The sequence below is a fragment of the Streptomyces sp. NPDC045431 genome (genome assembly GCF_040646655.1).
Classification (GTDB): domain Bacteria; phylum Actinomycetota; class Actinomycetes; order Streptomycetales; family Streptomycetaceae; genus Streptomyces.
Genome location: NZ_JBEZAQ010000001.1, coordinates 694,251 through 707,797, shown reverse-complemented (window position 1 = coordinate 707,797; position 13,547 = coordinate 694,251). Strand labels below are relative to the sequence as shown.

At 74.0% G+C, this 13,547-nt stretch carries 13 protein-coding genes and 1 pseudogene; 5 read left to right on the top strand and 9 right to left on the bottom strand.

Translation table 11 applies throughout. The features are described 5' to 3' along the window. Window positions 1-55: 55 nt before the first annotated feature. Window positions 56-1,803 (bottom strand): annotated as a pseudogene (gene leuA, locus AB0A69_RS03180) (2-isopropylmalate synthase). Between leuA and AB0A69_RS03175 the strand changes: the two are divergent. Both AB0A69_RS03175 and AB0A69_RS03170 read left to right on the top strand, forming a co-directional pair. Next, complete coding sequence (locus tag AB0A69_RS03175; RefSeq protein ID WP_361415227.1) at window positions 1,802-1,954, top strand: hypothetical protein; 153 nt, start codon at window positions 1,802-1,804, stop codon at window positions 1,952-1,954. The pseudogene leuA and the gene AB0A69_RS03175 overlap by 2 nt on opposite strands. A gap of 137 nt (window positions 1,955-2,091) precedes the next feature. Then, the gene (locus AB0A69_RS03170) at window positions 2,092-2,793 is read left to right on the top strand and encodes an FCD domain-containing protein (protein ID WP_361414701.1); all 702 of its coding nucleotides are present in this window, start codon (window positions 2,092-2,094) and stop codon (window positions 2,791-2,793) included. 88 nt (window positions 2,794-2,881) lie between these two features. Here the strand turns inward: AB0A69_RS03170 and AB0A69_RS03165 are convergent, their stop codons facing one another. The 3 genes from AB0A69_RS03165 to AB0A69_RS03155 are packed head-to-tail and all read right to left on the bottom strand — an operon-like array spanning window position 2,882 to window position 5,117. Next, a complete protein-coding gene (locus tag AB0A69_RS03165) occupies window positions 2,882-3,880 on the bottom strand; it encodes an asparaginase (protein WP_361414699.1) in 999 nt (332 codons plus the stop codon). Then, window positions 3,877-4,218 carry a chorismate mutase gene (locus tag AB0A69_RS03160; protein WP_361414697.1) on the bottom strand — a complete coding sequence of 114 codons (342 nt, stop codon included), beginning with the start codon at window positions 4,216-4,218 and terminating at the stop codon, window positions 3,877-3,879. The genes AB0A69_RS03165 and AB0A69_RS03160 overlap by 4 nt, the downstream gene beginning before the upstream one ends. An 11-nt stretch (window positions 4,219-4,229) precedes the next feature. Further along, window positions 4,230-5,117, bottom strand: a complete 888-nt coding sequence (locus AB0A69_RS03155; protein WP_361414695.1) for an AraC family transcriptional regulator — start codon at window positions 5,115-5,117, stop codon at window positions 4,230-4,232. Between the two features lie 165 nt (window positions 5,118-5,282). On the opposite strand from AB0A69_RS03155, the gene AB0A69_RS03150 reads away from it, so the two are divergent. Further along, window positions 5,283-7,058 carry a beta-galactosidase family protein gene (locus AB0A69_RS03150; RefSeq protein WP_361414693.1) on the top strand — a complete coding sequence of 592 codons (1,776 nt, stop codon included), beginning with the start codon at window positions 5,283-5,285 and terminating at the stop codon, window positions 7,056-7,058. A gap of 62 nt (window positions 7,059-7,120) precedes the next feature. Here AB0A69_RS03150 and AB0A69_RS03145 read toward each other — a convergent pair whose 3' ends face one another. Further along, a complete protein-coding gene (locus tag AB0A69_RS03145; protein ID WP_361414691.1) occupies window positions 7,121-7,885 on the bottom strand; it encodes a serine protease in 765 nt (254 codons plus the stop codon). Between the two features lie 282 nt (window positions 7,886-8,167). Between AB0A69_RS03145 and AB0A69_RS03140 the strand changes: the two genes are divergently transcribed. Then, complete coding sequence (locus tag AB0A69_RS03140) at window positions 8,168-9,055, top strand: hypothetical protein (protein WP_361415193.1); 888 nt, start codon at window positions 8,168-8,170, stop codon at window positions 9,053-9,055. Between the two features lie 24 nt (window positions 9,056-9,079). On the opposite strand, the gene AB0A69_RS03135 is transcribed toward AB0A69_RS03140, so the two are convergent. From AB0A69_RS03135 to AB0A69_RS03120, 4 genes are all read right to left on the bottom strand, one after another. Continuing rightward, window positions 9,080-9,496 (bottom strand): ribonuclease domain-containing protein, encoded by a 417-nt coding sequence (locus AB0A69_RS03135; protein WP_361414689.1) that lies wholly within the window; start codon window positions 9,494-9,496, stop codon window positions 9,080-9,082. Between the two features lie 76 nt (window positions 9,497-9,572). Next, the gene (locus tag AB0A69_RS03130) at window positions 9,573-10,580 is read right to left on the bottom strand and encodes a winged helix-turn-helix domain-containing protein (protein ID WP_361414687.1); all 1,008 of its coding nucleotides are present in this window, start codon (window positions 10,578-10,580) and stop codon (window positions 9,573-9,575) included. Between the two features lie 136 nt (window positions 10,581-10,716). Then, a complete protein-coding gene (locus tag AB0A69_RS03125) occupies window positions 10,717-12,315 on the bottom strand; it encodes a DEAD/DEAH box helicase (protein ID WP_361414685.1) in 1,599 nt (532 codons plus the stop codon). 109 nt (window positions 12,316-12,424) lie between these two features. Further along, the gene (locus tag AB0A69_RS03120) at window positions 12,425-12,628 is read right to left on the bottom strand and encodes a cold-shock protein (protein WP_005318814.1); all 204 of its coding nucleotides are present in this window, start codon (window positions 12,626-12,628) and stop codon (window positions 12,425-12,427) included. 222 nt (window positions 12,629-12,850) lie between these two features. On the opposite strand from AB0A69_RS03120, the gene AB0A69_RS03115 reads away from it, so the two are divergent. Beyond that, a complete protein-coding gene (locus AB0A69_RS03115; RefSeq protein WP_361414682.1) occupies window positions 12,851-13,492 on the top strand; it encodes an SIMPL domain-containing protein in 642 nt (213 codons plus the stop codon). The last annotated feature ends 55 nt before the right edge of the window (window positions 13,493-13,547 follow it).

Below are 13,547 nucleotides of genomic sequence, written 5' to 3'. Positions count from 1 at the left end.
AAGGCCGGACACGCGAGTTCATCTCAGGGCTGAGCGGACCCGAGCCCAGGGGTCCTCAGGCGGTCGGGGTGACGGCGGAGGTGGTGACGGTGGTGGTGACGGTGGCGGTCTCGTGCACCGCGTGGGCGCGGTGTGCCGCCGCGATGACGGCGCGTACGGAGGCGGTGAGCACGGAGGTGTCCCGGCCCACGCCCCACAGGGTGGTGTCGCCGATGCGGCACTCGGCGTAGGCGACGGCGGGGCTGTCGGGGCCGGTGCCGGTGGCGTGTTCGGCGTAGTGGCGGATGTCGACGGGGGTCCCGGCGGTGGCGAGGGCGTCGGTGAGCGCGGAGAGCGGGCCGTTGCCGGTGCCGGTCACCTCGCGGCCGTCCGGGAGGGTGGCGCGGAAGGTGTGGTGGCCGGGGGCGTTTTCGGTGGTGTGCCAGGTGGCGGGGGTCAGCGAGCCGTGCTCGTACGGGGCGAGGTAGGTGGCGTGGAAGAGGTCCCACAGCTGCGGGGCGGTGACCTCCTCGCCGCTGTCGTCGGTGGCGTGCTGGACGACGCGGGAGAAGTCGATCTGGAGGCGGCGGGGCAGGTCGAGCCCGTACGCCGTGTGGAGGAGGTAGGCGATGCCGCCCTTGCCGGACTGGCTGTTGACGCGGATGACGGCTTCGTAGTCGCGGCCGATGTCGGCGGGGTCGATGGGCAGGTAGGGGACCTCCCAGGGGGCCTGCTCCGGCGGGACGCCGAGGGCGGCGGCGCGGGCGGTGTGGTGGGTGAGGCCCTTCTTGATGGCGTCCTGGTGGGTGCCGGAGAAGGCGGTGTGGACGAGATCCCCGGCGTAGGGGTGGCGTTCGTGGACGGGCAGGCGGTTGCAGTGTTCGACGGTGCGGCGGACGGCGTCGATGTCGGAGAGGTCGAGCAGGGGGTCGACGCCCTGGGTGTGCAGGTTGAGGGCGAGGGTGATCAGGTCGACGTTGCCGGTGCGTTCGCCGTTGCCGAAGAGGCAGCCTTCGACGCGTTGGGCTCCGGCGAGGAGGGCGAGTTCGGCGCAGGCGACGCCGGTGCCGCGGTCGTTGTGGGGGTGGACGGAGAGGATGACGGCGTCGCGCCGCGCCAGGTTGCGGTGGGTGTACTCGATCTGGTCGGCGTACACGTTGGGTGTGGCGATCTCGACGGTGGCGGGGAGGTTCAGGGTGACGGGGCGGTCGGGTGAGGCGTCCCAGAGGGTCGGGCCGGTGAGGTCGTCGCAGAGTTCGAGGATGTAGTCGGGCTCGGTGGCGTTGAAGACCTCGGGTGAGTACTGGAAGCGGATGTCCTGGTGGGGGCGGGTGTCGGCGAGCTTGGCGATGAGCGTGGCGGCGTCGCGTACGAGGGCGTGGATCTCGTCGCGGCTCCGGCCGAGGACGATGTCGCGCCAGACGGGTGCGGTGGCGGTGTAGAGGTGGACGACGGTGCGGGGCAGGCCGTCGATGGCCTGGAAGGTGCGCTCGATGAGGTCGGGGCGGGCGGGGGTGAAGACGACGACGGTGACGTCGTCGGGTACGGCGTCGCTCTGGGCGAGGTGGCGTACGAAGTCGAAGTCGGTGCGGCTGGCGGAGGGGTAGGCGACCTCGATCTCCTTGAAGCCCATGGCGACCTGGAGATCGAACATGCGGCGCTTGCGCGCGGTGTCCATGGGTTCGGCCAGCGCCTGGTTGCCGTCGCGCAGGTCGACGGGGACCCAGAGGGGGCGCGGTCGATGGTGCGGGTGGGCCAGGTGCGGTCGGTGAGGGCGGGGAGGGGGACGCGGGAGTGGGCGGGGCGGTAGCGGTGGCTCGGCATGGCGCCGCCGCGCTGCGGGTTCCAGGCGGGGGCGGTGTCGTTTTCCGTGGTGCCGGTGATGCCGGTGATGCCGGTGGTGCCGGTGGTATCGGTGGTTCCGGTGGTGCCGGTGGCGTACGACATGAAGCCTTCTCTGTTGGACCGGAGTTGACCGGCATGGCCGAGCCCCGCGGCGGGGTGCCGGTCGCGTCAGGCCCCGCCGCGGCGGCCGAGAAGGAGACCACGCAGCTTCATGCGGGGTACAGTAATCATGGAACAACTCCTCAGACAAGCTGAGAGGTGAACGGGATGTCGTCCCTCGGCGCACTGCGCCCCAGCCCCCTGGTCGAACAGGCCGCGGAACGGTTGCGCGAGCAGATCACGGGCGGGCACTGGCCGGTGGGCACCAAGCTGCCCGGCGAGACGACCCTCGCCAAGGAGCTGGGCGTCGGCCGCTCCACGGTCCGCGAGGCGGTGCGCGTCCTGGCCGGCGCGGGGCTGGTACGGCCGCGGCAGGGCGCCGGCGTGTTCGTCGTCGCCACCGAGCCGGCCGGGCCGGTGGAGGACTGGACGACCCGGCTGCGCCGCGCGGCGGTCACCGACGTGTACGAGGTCCGCGCGATGGTGGAGGTCCAGGCGGCGCGGCTGGCCGCGGTACGCCGTACGGAGGCGGACCTGGCAGCGATGGACGCGGCGCTCGCGGCGCGCACCGAGGCGGCGGGCGGCGACGACGCGGCGTTCGTGGACGCGGACATCTCGCTGCACGCGGCGGTGGTGGCCGCCGCGCACAACCCCGTGCTGACGGACCTGTTCGGCGAGTTCGTGCCCGCGCTGCGGGAGGGCCTGATCAGCCTGGTGCAGCTGCTAGACCTGCGCGACCGGGAGCCGGGCCACAGCGCCGACCTGCACGCGGAGCTGGTGGAGGCGGTGCGCCGGGGCGACCCTGAGGCCGCGAGCGGCGCGCTCCGTGCGGACATGGAGGCGACGCTGGCGCTGCTGCACGGGGCGTGACGGAGGCGCCACCCGGCCGAAGGCGCCACCTGGCCGGAAGCTCAGGCCCGGGGCCCCTGCGCGACCCCGCGCCCGCGGCCCTCGCCGCTCAGGGCGTGGTGGGCGCGGTGGGCGCGGTCAGGGCCTCGAACGCCGCCGTGACGCGCGCGTGGTCGGCGCCGTCGGCGAGGAGGGCGTGCAGGAGCAGGCGCGCCTTCGGCGGGTCCAGGTCCGCCGCCGGAATCAGGCCGCGGGCGAGGACGTCCGACTCCGAGCCGGGGCCCCGGTAGGTGCGGGTCAGCAGCGAACCGGAGCCGGTGCGGGAGGCGAGCACCACGGGCATCCGGGCGGCGAGCCGGGCCAGCGGTTCGACCAGCCACGCCGGCACGTGTCCGGCGCCGAAGGCCGCGACGACCAGGCCGTCGAAGCGATCGTCGACGGCCTCCAGCAGTTCGCCCCGGTCGCCGAGCGACAGGGTGATCAGGGCGACGCGGGCCGGCCGGTCGAGGCGCAGCGGCCGGTCGACGACGGGCCGCCCGGGCCGCAGCAGCACGCGCGGCTCGCCCTCGACCACGGTGCCGAGCGGGCCGGCGCCCGGGGAGGCGAAGGTGGCGATCGACGTGGTGTGCGTCTTGCGGACGTGCCGGGCGGCGTGGATCTGGTCGGCGAACACGGCGACGACGCCCAGCCCCCGGCAGCCGGGGTCCGCCGCGACGGCGATCGCCGCCGCCAAGTTGGCGGCGCCGTCGGCGCCGGGCAGGTCCGGGCGGCGCATCGCGCCGGTGACCACGACCGGCCGACGGTGCGTGGCGCAGGTGAGGTCCAGCAGGAACGCGGTCTCCTCCAGGGTGTCCGTGCCCTGCACCACCACCACGCCGGAGCCCGCGTCCACCGCCTCCCGCACCTCGCGGGCGAGGGCCGCGAGGTCGTCGAAGGCCAGCGACGAGCTGGGCAGCCGCCGGAAGTCGCGTACCTCGGCCGTCACGCCGTCCGGGAGGGCGCCCGCCGCCGCCAGTACCTGGGCGCCGCCGAGCCGTGCGGCGTCGCCGCCCCGCGCGGAGGCGGAGATGGTCCCGCCGAGGGTGAAGACGGTGACGCGGGCCGTCATGCGTCGGGGGACGAGGCGGTCGCGATGGTCTCGTGGTGGCGGATGACCTCCGCGATGATGAAGTTCAGCAGCTTCTCGGCGAACGCCGGGTCGAGCTTCGCGCTCTCCGCGAGCTGCCGCAGCCGGGCGATCTGGCGGGCCTCGCGGGCCGGGTCGGCCGGGGGCAGGTGGTGCCGGGCCTTGAGGTGGCCCACCCGCTGGGTGCACTTGAAGCGCTCGGCCAGCATGTGGACGACCGCCGCGTCGATGTTGTCGATGCTCGACCGCAGCTCGGCCAGTTCCTCGCGGACGGAATCGTGGATGGCGTCGTCGATGCCGTCGATCTCGCTGGTGCTCATGATGAGCGAGCTTAGACGGGACCGGACCCGATCGTCGGTGGGTGTTCGGGATCTGGAATCCGCGTGCTCCAGCCGCCCGGCACCGACCGCCCCTGCTGCTCGCGGAAGCGGATCGGCGCGGTGCCCACGCGCCGGGTGAACAGCCGCGAGAAGTACGCCGGGTCGTCGTAGCCGACGCGGCGCGCGACCGCCGCGACGGGCAGCTCGGTGCCGGCGAGGAGCTCCTTGGCGCGGCCGAGCCGGATGCCGAGGAGGTAGTCCTTGGGGCTGCACCCGGCGCCGCGCCGTACCGCCGTGCGCAGCTCGGCGGGGGTCATGCCGTGCCGGGCCGCGTGCTCGGCGACCGACAGGGGCTGGAAGGCGTCGCGGGCGAGGGCCTCCAGGACGGGGTCGCCGTCGGCGTTGGTGTCGGCGCGGGCGCGGCGCAGCGTGACGAGGAGTTCGTGGACGGCGGCGGCGGTCTCGACCTCCAGGAGCGGGTTGCCGCGCCGGGCGGCGCGCGCGATGCGGCCGATGACGGAGCGGGCGGGGCCGGCGTCGGCGAGCGGCACGACGGGCCGGTCGGGCTCGATGTAGCCGAGTTCGGTGTACGTGGCGGTGACGGGTCCGGTGAAGTCGACGAAACCCTCGTCCCAGCCGGTGGCCGGGTCGGGTGCGTAGTGGTGCGGTACGCCGGGGGTGAGCCAGAGCAGCGCGGGCGCGGTGACGGTCAGGCGCCGCCCGTCGGGGCAGCGGTACCAGCCGCCGCCCGCGTTGATCACGACGGCGACGTGGTGGTCGAGGGTGCGCGGGCCGACCGTGGGCAGGGTGCCGTGCTGGAGGCCGACGCCGAGGCAGACCAGTCCGAGGCGCTGGTGGAGCGGGCCGGGCGTGAAGAAGCGCATCCAGGTGCGGTACATCCCTCTCCCTCCCCGACTCCCAGGACTCCTGGGACTCCCGGGACTCCCGGCACTCCCGGGCGAACCGTTTTTGCGTCCAAACAGCGCTGATCTTTGTCCATGGACCGGCCGACCGCCAGAGGGCGAGAGTTGGTCGCGGAACGTGATCGGGAGAGGGGCGGAACGGTGGCCGGGTTCACGGTGGGTGACGATGACTTTCTGCTGGACGGCAGGCCGGTGCGGCTGCTGTCGGGCGCCGTGCACTACTTCCGGGTGCACGAGGAGCAGTGGGACCACCGGCTGGCGATGGTCCGCGCGATGGGCCTGAACTGCGTGGAGACGTACGTCCCCTGGAATCTGCACGAGCCGGAACCCGGCCGCTACCGGGACGTGGGGGCGCTGGGCCGGTTCCTGGACGCGGTGGCGGCGGCCGGGCTGTGGGCGATCGTGCGGCCGGGCCCGTACATCTGCGCGGAGTGGGAGAACGGCGGGCTGCCGCACTGGCTGACGGGCCCGCTGGGGCGCCGGGTGCGGACGGAGGACGCCGCGTACCTGGTCCACGTCGAGCGCTGGTTCCGCGCGCTGCTGCCGCAGGTGGTGGAGCGGCAGATCGACCGCGGTGGCCCGGTCGTCCTGGTGCAGGCGGAGAACGAGTACGGCAGCTACGGCTCCGACCGGGGCTATCTGCGGTACGTCGCGGATCTGCTGGCGGCGTGCGGGGTGACCGTGCCGCTGTTCACGGCGGACGGGCCCGAGGACCACATGCTCACCGGGGGCTCCATCCCGGGGGTGCTGGCCACCGCGAACTTCGGGTCGGGCGCGCGGGAGGCGTTCGAGGTGCTGCGGCGGCACCGGCCGCGCGGGCCGCTGATGTGCATGGAGTTCTGGTGCGGCTGGTTCGATCACTGGGGCGACGGGCCCGCGGCGCGGGACGCCGACGACGCGGCGGCGGCGCTCGCGGAGATCCTGGAGTGCGGGGCGTCGGTCAACGTGTACATGGCGCACGGGGGGACCAGCTTCGGCGGCTGGGCCGGGGCGAACCGGTCGGGGCCGCTGCACGACGGTCCGCTGGAGCCGACGGTGACGTCGTACGACTACGACGCGCCGATCGACGAGGCGGGCCTGCCGACGGCGAAGTTCTGGGCGTTCCGGTCGGTGCTGGCGGCGTACGCGGAGGGCGGCCGCCCGTTGCCGGACGTGCCGCCGCCGCCCGCGCGGCTGGCGGCGCCGGTCCGGGCGGCGGTGTCGCGGTGGGCGCCGCTGCCGGAGGTCCTGGACGCGCTGGGCAGCGCGGAGTGGGAGGGGCCGGTTCCGCCGACCTTCGAGGAGCTGGGCGTGGACCGCGGCCTGGTGCGCTACCGGCTGCGGCTGCCGGGGCCCCGGCAGCCGTACCCGCTGTCGGTGAGCGGGCTGCGGGACCGGGCGGTGGTGTACGTGGACGGGGTCCGCGCGGGGGTGCTGGACGCGGAGGAGGCGGTGCTGGCGGAGCCGGTGGCCGGGCCCGCGGAGGTGGAGCTGTGGGTGGAGTCGCTGGGGCGGGTCAATTACGGGCCGAGGCTCGCGGAGTCCAAGGGCATCACGGGCGGGGTGCGCCATGAGCGCCAGTACGTCCACGGGGTGCGGGCGCGGGGGCTGCGGCTGGACGCGTTCACGGCGGAGGCGGTGGAGAAGGTGCCGTTCGCGCACCTGGCCGGCGACCGCGAGTCGGGCGCCGGTGAGCCCGGTCTGTACCGGGCGGTCGTGGAGGTGGCCGACGGGGCCGCCGGGGACGCGGCGCTGGAACTGCCCGGCTGGGCGCGGGGGTTCGTCTGGGTCAACGGCTTCTGCCTGGGCCGGTACTGGAGCGTGGGGCCGCAGAAGTCGCTGTTCGTACCGGGGCCGGTGCTGCGGGAGGGGACGAACGACGTGTGGGTGCTGGAGCTGGAGGGCGCCGGCGCCGCCTTCGACGTACGGCTGGCCTGAGAGGTATGCGGACGGGGCGGGCCGCCGCTGCTCGGGCGGCCCGCCCCCTGGTGGCTCTGGGGCTACAGGGTCGCGGCCGCGGACTGGATGGCGGCGGCGAAGGTGGACACCTCGGTGTAGACGCCGGGGTAGTTCGGCCGGGCGCAGCCCTGGCCCCAGCTCACGATGCCGACCTGGATCCACGCCCCGGTGTTGTCCTTGCGGAACATCGGGCCGCCGGAGTCGCCCTGGCAGGTGTCGGTGCCGCCCTGGGCGTAGCCGGCGCAGATCTCCTCGCTCGGAACGAGCTCGTTGCCGTACGACTGCTTGCAGCTGGTGTCGGAGACGAAGGGCACCTGGGCCTTCAGCAGGTAGCGCTGCTGGCTGCCGCCCTCGCGGGCCGCGCCCCAGCCGGCGACGGTGAAGGTGCCGCTGTTGTACGTCGTGGTGGAGGCGATCTTCAGGGTGGGCAGGTTGATCGGCTTGGCCAGCTTGATCAGCGCCCAGTCCTTGCCCTTGCCGTTGTAGCCGGGGGCCTGGAGGACCTTGGTCGACTTGACCTTGATGGCACTGGCGCTCTGGAGGTCCACGACACCGGCGGTGGCGGTGATGCTGGTGTTGTTGCCGGAGCCGCTGACGCAGTGGGCGGCGGTCAGGACGATCTGCTGGGTGTAGAGCGCTCCGCCGCAGCCCATGGAGAGCCGGACCATCCACGGGAACTCGCCCTGGGCGGCGGGGGTGCCGCCGACGACGGGCCGCTGGGCGGCCTGGGCGGCGCCCGCGGAAAGGGGCTGGAGGCTGACCGCGGCGAGTATGACGGCGCCTGCGGCCGCGCATCTCTTGAACATGCCGAGGATCTTGTTCAACTGTCTGCCTTTCGTGGGGGGTTGAGCCTCACGCGCACATGAGGGGCCGATGCCGCCCGGCAGTTGGGTGACATGGGCTCGTCAAAGCGTGGATCCGATTGTCGGGAGCGGATCATGAGCCCCACAAGAGCGACTTTTCGGCCACTCCGGCCCCCGGCCGGCGCCGTACAGTTGAAGAGGGCGGCGTCGTGCTTGGGGGTACGGGACGTGGCGAACGGCAACGGCAACGGCAACCGCGACAGCGGCAGCGGGCGCGAGGGTGGAGTGGGCGGCGGGGTCGTGCACGGCTACCCGCACCTCGACACCGTGCGGGCGGCGATCACGGCGGTGTACCGGCGCCTGACCCCCGAGGGCCTGTACGCGTACGCCTCCAGCGTCGCCCCCGCCGACGTGACCTTCGCGGACGCCGACGATCTGCACCTCGGGGCGCAGCGGGTGGCCGGCGCGCTGGTGCGGCAGCTGCGGCTGCCGGAGGCGCGGATGATCGTCAGCTTCCGCGGGATGCGGCACGCGGCGAGCGTGGAACTGGCCTCGGGGCCGGAGTACTTCATCGAGCTGAACGACCGCTTCCGCACCCACCGGCGCGACATCGGGGCCGCGCTGGCCCACGAGATCACGCATGTGCTGCTGCACCGGCTCGGACTGGGCTTCCCGGGCACGCGCGACAACGAGATCCTGACGGACACGGCGACGGCGTACCTCGGCGCCGGGTGGCTGCTGCTGGACGCGTACCGCGAGGACGGCGTGTCGAGCCAGAAACTCGGCTACCTCACCCCCGAGGAGTTCGGGTACGTCCTCGCGAAGCGGGCGCTGGTGTTCGGCGAGGACCCGTCACCGTGGTTCACCAGCCCGCAGGCGTACACGGCGTACACCCGCGGCCGCGACGAGGCCCTGCGCGACGGGCGCCGGCCTCCGCTGACGGCCGCGGGGTGGGCGGGGCGCCACCGCTACGCGAAGGACCGCCGCTACGCCCAGGACCACCCGGGCGCGGCGACGGGCCTGCCGTACGCCTTCGAACACGGCGGTCAGGACGCGGCGTTGCGCGTGTCGTTCCCCTGCCCGACGTGCCAGCAGCGCATCCGGGTCCCGGTACGGGGCCGGGTGCGGGCCCGGTGCGGGCTGTGCCGGACGGTGCTGGAGTGCGACACGTAGAGCACGCGGGTTCAGCAGGCGTGGTCAGCAGGCGTGGTCGACGAGGTCGAAGGACTTGTAGTGGTCGGCGGTGTAGTAGTCCTCCCGGGGCGCGTCGCCCGTGACGATGCGGCGGGCGCCGCGGTCCGAGGAGCCGGGGGTGATGACGGTGTACTCGTGGTAGTAGCCGGCGGCCCGCTTCGGCAGGATCCGTTCGCGGTTCTGGAAGACGGAGCCGTCCTTGCGGTACGGGTAGGGGCCGCCGTCCTCGATGAGGCCGAGGGTGTCGTGCGCCTGGGGCGGCAGCTCGGAGTAGCAGATGTCACCGACGGCCGCAGCGGAGTACGCCGTTGCCGAAGTGAGGGCCGCGGCGGGGGCGTTGGCGGCGGCCGGGCCGACGAGGAGGGCGGAGAGCAAGGCGGCGGCGCCGCCGAGCAGGGTGAACCGTGGGGGAGTTCTCATGGGCCCATCATGAGGTCGCCGGGCATGACCACGTCAGGTCTCCCCTCCGGCTCTTTTCCTGGTCTTGACGGCGCCTTTACCGATCGGCTCCGTCGTGCCGGCGCACCAACAGGGTGCCCAGTGACGTGCGTTCGTGGCGGACCGACTTGCCGGCGCGGACGGTGGTGATCAGGCCCGCGCCGCGCAGGGCGGCGGTGTGGGCGGAGGCGGTGGCGTTGCTGACGCGCAGGCGGCGGGCGAGCCCGCTGGTGGTGTGCCCTTCCGCGAGCAGGAGCAGGACGTCCAGGCGGGTGCGGCCGAGGACGGCGGCCAGGGCGTCCTCCGTGCCGGGCGCTTGGGCCCGCGTGAGCGGCAGGCCGGGGCCCGCGGCGTACGTCAGGGCCAGGGGGCCGTCGGGGGGATCGGCGAGCAGGGGGTGTCCGGTCCAGTGGAAGGTCGGCAGGAGGACGACGCCCCGGCCGCGCAGCCGGATGTCCCGGTCCTCGCCGGGAGCCGCAAGGCCTGCGGGGGCTACGGGGTCCGGCCACTCCCAGACGCCGTCGCGCAGGCGGCTGCCCGGGACGAGCGCGGTGAGGGCGGCGCCGACCCCGTGCTCGGCCGCGGCCAGGGCGTGGCGGGCGAACTCCCTCTGGTGCAGGTCCCGCACCTGGTCCCACACCGGCCGCACCACGGTCTCGAACGCCGCGTGCTGGGCGCGGCGCAGTACCCGCCAGGCCTCGGCGTCGCCGCGGTGCAGCTCCCGGACCCACGGCGGCGCCGGGGCGGGGTGGGCGGCGTACACGCGCTCGAGCTCGGCCCGGACCGTCTCGGGGCGCGTGGCGCGGACGGTGTCGAGGGCCTCGTCGAGCGTGCCGCCGAACACGTCGAGGAAGCGGGGCGCCCGCCCCGCGGGGACCAGGTCCCCGAGCGGTTCGACGGCGGACGGCAGGGCATGGAGCAGCCGGCCCCGCCAGCGCCCGAAGAGGGGGTCGCCGCCGGGGCGGAACATCGTCATGAAGGCCGCGTTCAGCTCCTGCAGCGGAGCGGGGCGGGACGAGAAGCGGACGCGGGCGAAGTCGGCGGCGGTGAAATGAATGCGGATCACTGCCTCGACCTCCCCGCGCCAGCCTAAGCGTTCGGCCCTGAGAGTCCAGCGCGCGCGAGTCCAGCGCGCGCCGATTCAGCGCGCGCGGATTCAGTCGCGAACTCGGCGCCGAGAGAACGGCACTGAGAGACCGGCGTCACGCGGCGGTGCGGCGACGGCCGGACTGGGCGGTGCCGTTGCCCCGTCCCGCCCTGCCCGCCGCTCCCCCGGAGCCGGCCGCTCCGGCCGTTCCGGCCGCTGCGCCCGTTCCCGTACGGCGAGGACGGCGGCGCCGCCCTCCGGAGCCCTGGCCCTGGCCCTGGCCTTCGCCCTGACCCTGGCCCTGGCCTTCGCCACGGCCCCGGCCGCGCCCCTGGCGTCGGGGGCCGGACTTCTCGGCGGGCTGCGCCGGCTGCGGCACCTCGATGACGACCGGTACGCCGGACGGCTCCCGGGCGCCGGTGAGGCGGGCCAGCTCCTCGTCGGAGGACTTCACGCGGGCGGCCTGCGGCGTGATGCCCGCGTGGGACATGAGGCGGCTCATGTCCCGCTTCTGCTCCGGCAGGACGAGCGTGACGACGCTGCCGGACTCGCCCGCGCGGGCGGTGCGGCCGCCGCGGTGGAGGTAGTCCTTGTGGTCGGTGGGCGGGTCGACGTTGACGACGAGGTCGAGGTCGTCGACGTGGATGCCGCGGGCCGCGACGTTGGTCGCGACGAGCGCGGTGACCCGGCCGTCCTTGAACTGCTCCAGCGTGCGGTTGCGCTGCGGCTGCGAGCGCCCGCCGTGCAGACCGGCGGCGCGCACGCCGCTCGCGAGCAGGCGCTTGACCAGGCGGTCCACGGAGCGCTTGGTGTCCAAAAAGAGGATCACCCGGCCGTCGCGGGCCGCGATGCGGGTGGTGACGGCCTTCTTGTCGGTCTCGTCCGCGACGTACAGGAGGTGGTGCTCCATGGTGGAGACCGCACCCGCGGACGGGTCGACCGAGTGCACGACGGGGTCGGTGAGGAACATCCGCACCAGCCGGTCGATGTTCTTGTCGAGCGTCGCGGAGAACAGCATCCGCTGGCCGTCCGCCTCGACCTGCTTCAGCAGCGCCGTGACCTGGGGCAGGAAGCCCATGTCGGCCATCTGGTCGGCCTCGTCGAGGACGGTGACGGCCACCTGGTCGAGGCGGCAGTCGCCGCGCTCGATGAGGTCCTTGAGGCGGCCGGGCGTGGCCACCAGGATCTCGGCGCCGCGCCGCAGCGCGCCCGCCTGCTTGGTGATCGACATGCCGCCGACGACGGTGGCGATCCGCAGCTGCACGGAGGTGGCGTACGGCGTGAGGGCGTCGGTCACCTGCTGCGCGAGCTCACGCGTGGGGACCAGGACCAGCCCGAGCGGCGCCGTCGACTCGGCCCGGCGGCCCGCGGTCCGGGCGAGCAGGGCCAGCCCGAAGGCGAGGGTCTTGCCCGAGCCGGTGCGCCCGCGGCCGAGGATGTCGCGGCCCGCGAGGGAGTTCGGCAGGGTGGCGGCCTGGATCGGGAACGGCTCGGTCACGCCCTGGGCGGTGAGCGTCTTCAGGAGCGCGGCCGGCATGTCGAGGTCACCGAAGCCCGCGGCCGGCGGCAGGGCGGGGGTGGCGCTCTCCGGCAGCGTGAACTCGCGCGGCGGCGCGATCACGGTGCGGGCGGCGCCGGCGGTGGCGCGACCGGCACCGGCGGCGGCGCGGGGCTTCGTGGAGCGCTTGCGGACGGGGCGTTCGGGTCGGGTCATGCAGCAGCCTTCGCTCTCAGGGCTCTTGGGGCCTGGACGGCGCAAGCCGGGACCCGCACCTGCGGTTGGCAGGGTGCGGGCCCCGGCTGCGGGGAATCGCGTCAGGCGATCAGGCGGGGAGGATGTTCTCCGCCTGCGGGCCCTTCTGGCCCTGGGTGACGTCGAAGGTCACCTTCTGGCCTTCCTGGAGCTCACGGAAGCCCGAGGTGGCGATGTTGGAGTAGTGGGCGAAGACGTCGGCGCCGCCGCCGTCCTGCTCGATGAAGCCGAAGCCCTTTTCCGAGTTGAACCACTTCACGGTTCCAGTAGCCATGATTTTTCTCCTGAATGGTGTCGGGGCCCCATCCGGAGAAAACGCCGGTGAAAACAATGAGTGCGCCTGAGGTCATTCCCGCTCAGGCGCACATAAAGTTCATGGGTACCAAAACTGCAACACGGCAACCGTAGCACGCCGCCCCGGAGCGTGCCGGGCCGGTCGCGTGACCTGTGCCACTGTACGGGGATCATACCGCCGGGTCGGTGCTTGAATCCCCGGATGACCCAATCGATCAAGCAACCGTGGGGACTGAGCGTCTTCGGCGCCGGCACCGTCTTCGCCGAGCCGCGGCTCGCGCGGGTGAACCTGACGGTCGACAAACTGGCCGCGAGGCCCGAGGACGCCTTCCGGGAGGCGGGCGAGGCCGTGTCCGCGCTGCGCCGGGCCCTGCGCGAGCACGGGATAGCCGACACGTCGGTCTCGGGATCGCGGCTCGCCCTGGCGTCGGCGCACGACGGGTACGGGGACAAGCGGAGGTTCCTCGGCTACCGCTGCACGGCGCGGTACACGGTCGAGACGACGTCCCTGGACACCTTGCAGCAGCTCGTCGTGGACGCGGTGTCCGCCGGGGCGAACCACGTCGACCGCGTCGTCTTCGACGTCGAGGGCAAACCCGCGCTGCGCGACGAGGCGCGGCGCCGGGCGGTCGCGGCGGCGCGCCGCAAGGCCGAGGTGTACGCGGAGGCGACCGGGGCCCCGCTCGGTCCCGTCATCCACATCGAGGACGTGGACCCGGAGGAGCTGAGCCGGGGCTACCGCGGCCACGGCAGCGACGCGGCCGAGGGCCTGGAGGGCGACCTCGCGCCCGGGATGGTGGAGGTGACCGCCGCGGTGCTGCTGGGCTTCTCGCTCGGCCGCTGAGCGGCGCGGCGGCCTGTCGAAGGGCGCGGCGACAGGCTCGGGCCCGGGCGGCCGG

Bases quoted from the DNA above. Each gene is read 5' to 3' on its own strand.
- AB0A69_RS03175 (WP_361415227.1), top strand. From the start codon at position 1,802: ATGGCGCCGCCGCGCTGCGGGTTCCAGGCGGGGGCGGTGTCGTTTTCC.
- AB0A69_RS03115 (WP_361414682.1), top strand. From the start codon at position 12,851: ATGACCCAATCGATCAAGCAACCGTGGGGACTGAGCGTCTTCGGCGCC.
- AB0A69_RS03155 (WP_361414695.1), bottom strand. From the start codon at position 5,117: ATGTACCGCACCTGGATGCGCTTCTTCACGCCCGGCCCGCTCCACCAG.
- AB0A69_RS03120 (WP_005318814.1), bottom strand. From the start codon at position 12,628: ATGGCTACTGGAACCGTGAAGTGGTTCAACTCGGAAAAGGGCTTCGGC.
- AB0A69_RS03135 (WP_361414689.1), bottom strand. From the start codon at position 9,496: ATGAGAACTCCCCCACGGTTCACCCTGCTCGGCGGCGCCGCCGCCTTG.
- AB0A69_RS03170 (WP_361414701.1), top strand. From the start codon at position 2,092: ATGTCGTCCCTCGGCGCACTGCGCCCCAGCCCCCTGGTCGAACAGGCC.
- AB0A69_RS03145 (WP_361414691.1), bottom strand. From the start codon at position 7,885: ATGTTCAAGAGATGCGCGGCCGCAGGCGCCGTCATACTCGCCGCGGTC.
- AB0A69_RS03165 (WP_361414699.1), bottom strand. From the start codon at position 3,880: ATGACGGCCCGCGTCACCGTCTTCACCCTCGGCGGGACCATCTCCGCC.
- AB0A69_RS03160 (WP_361414697.1), bottom strand. From the start codon at position 4,218: ATGAGCACCAGCGAGATCGACGGCATCGACGACGCCATCCACGATTCC.
- AB0A69_RS03125 (WP_361414685.1), bottom strand. From the start codon at position 12,315: ATGACCCGACCCGAACGCCCCGTCCGCAAGCGCTCCACGAAGCCCCGC.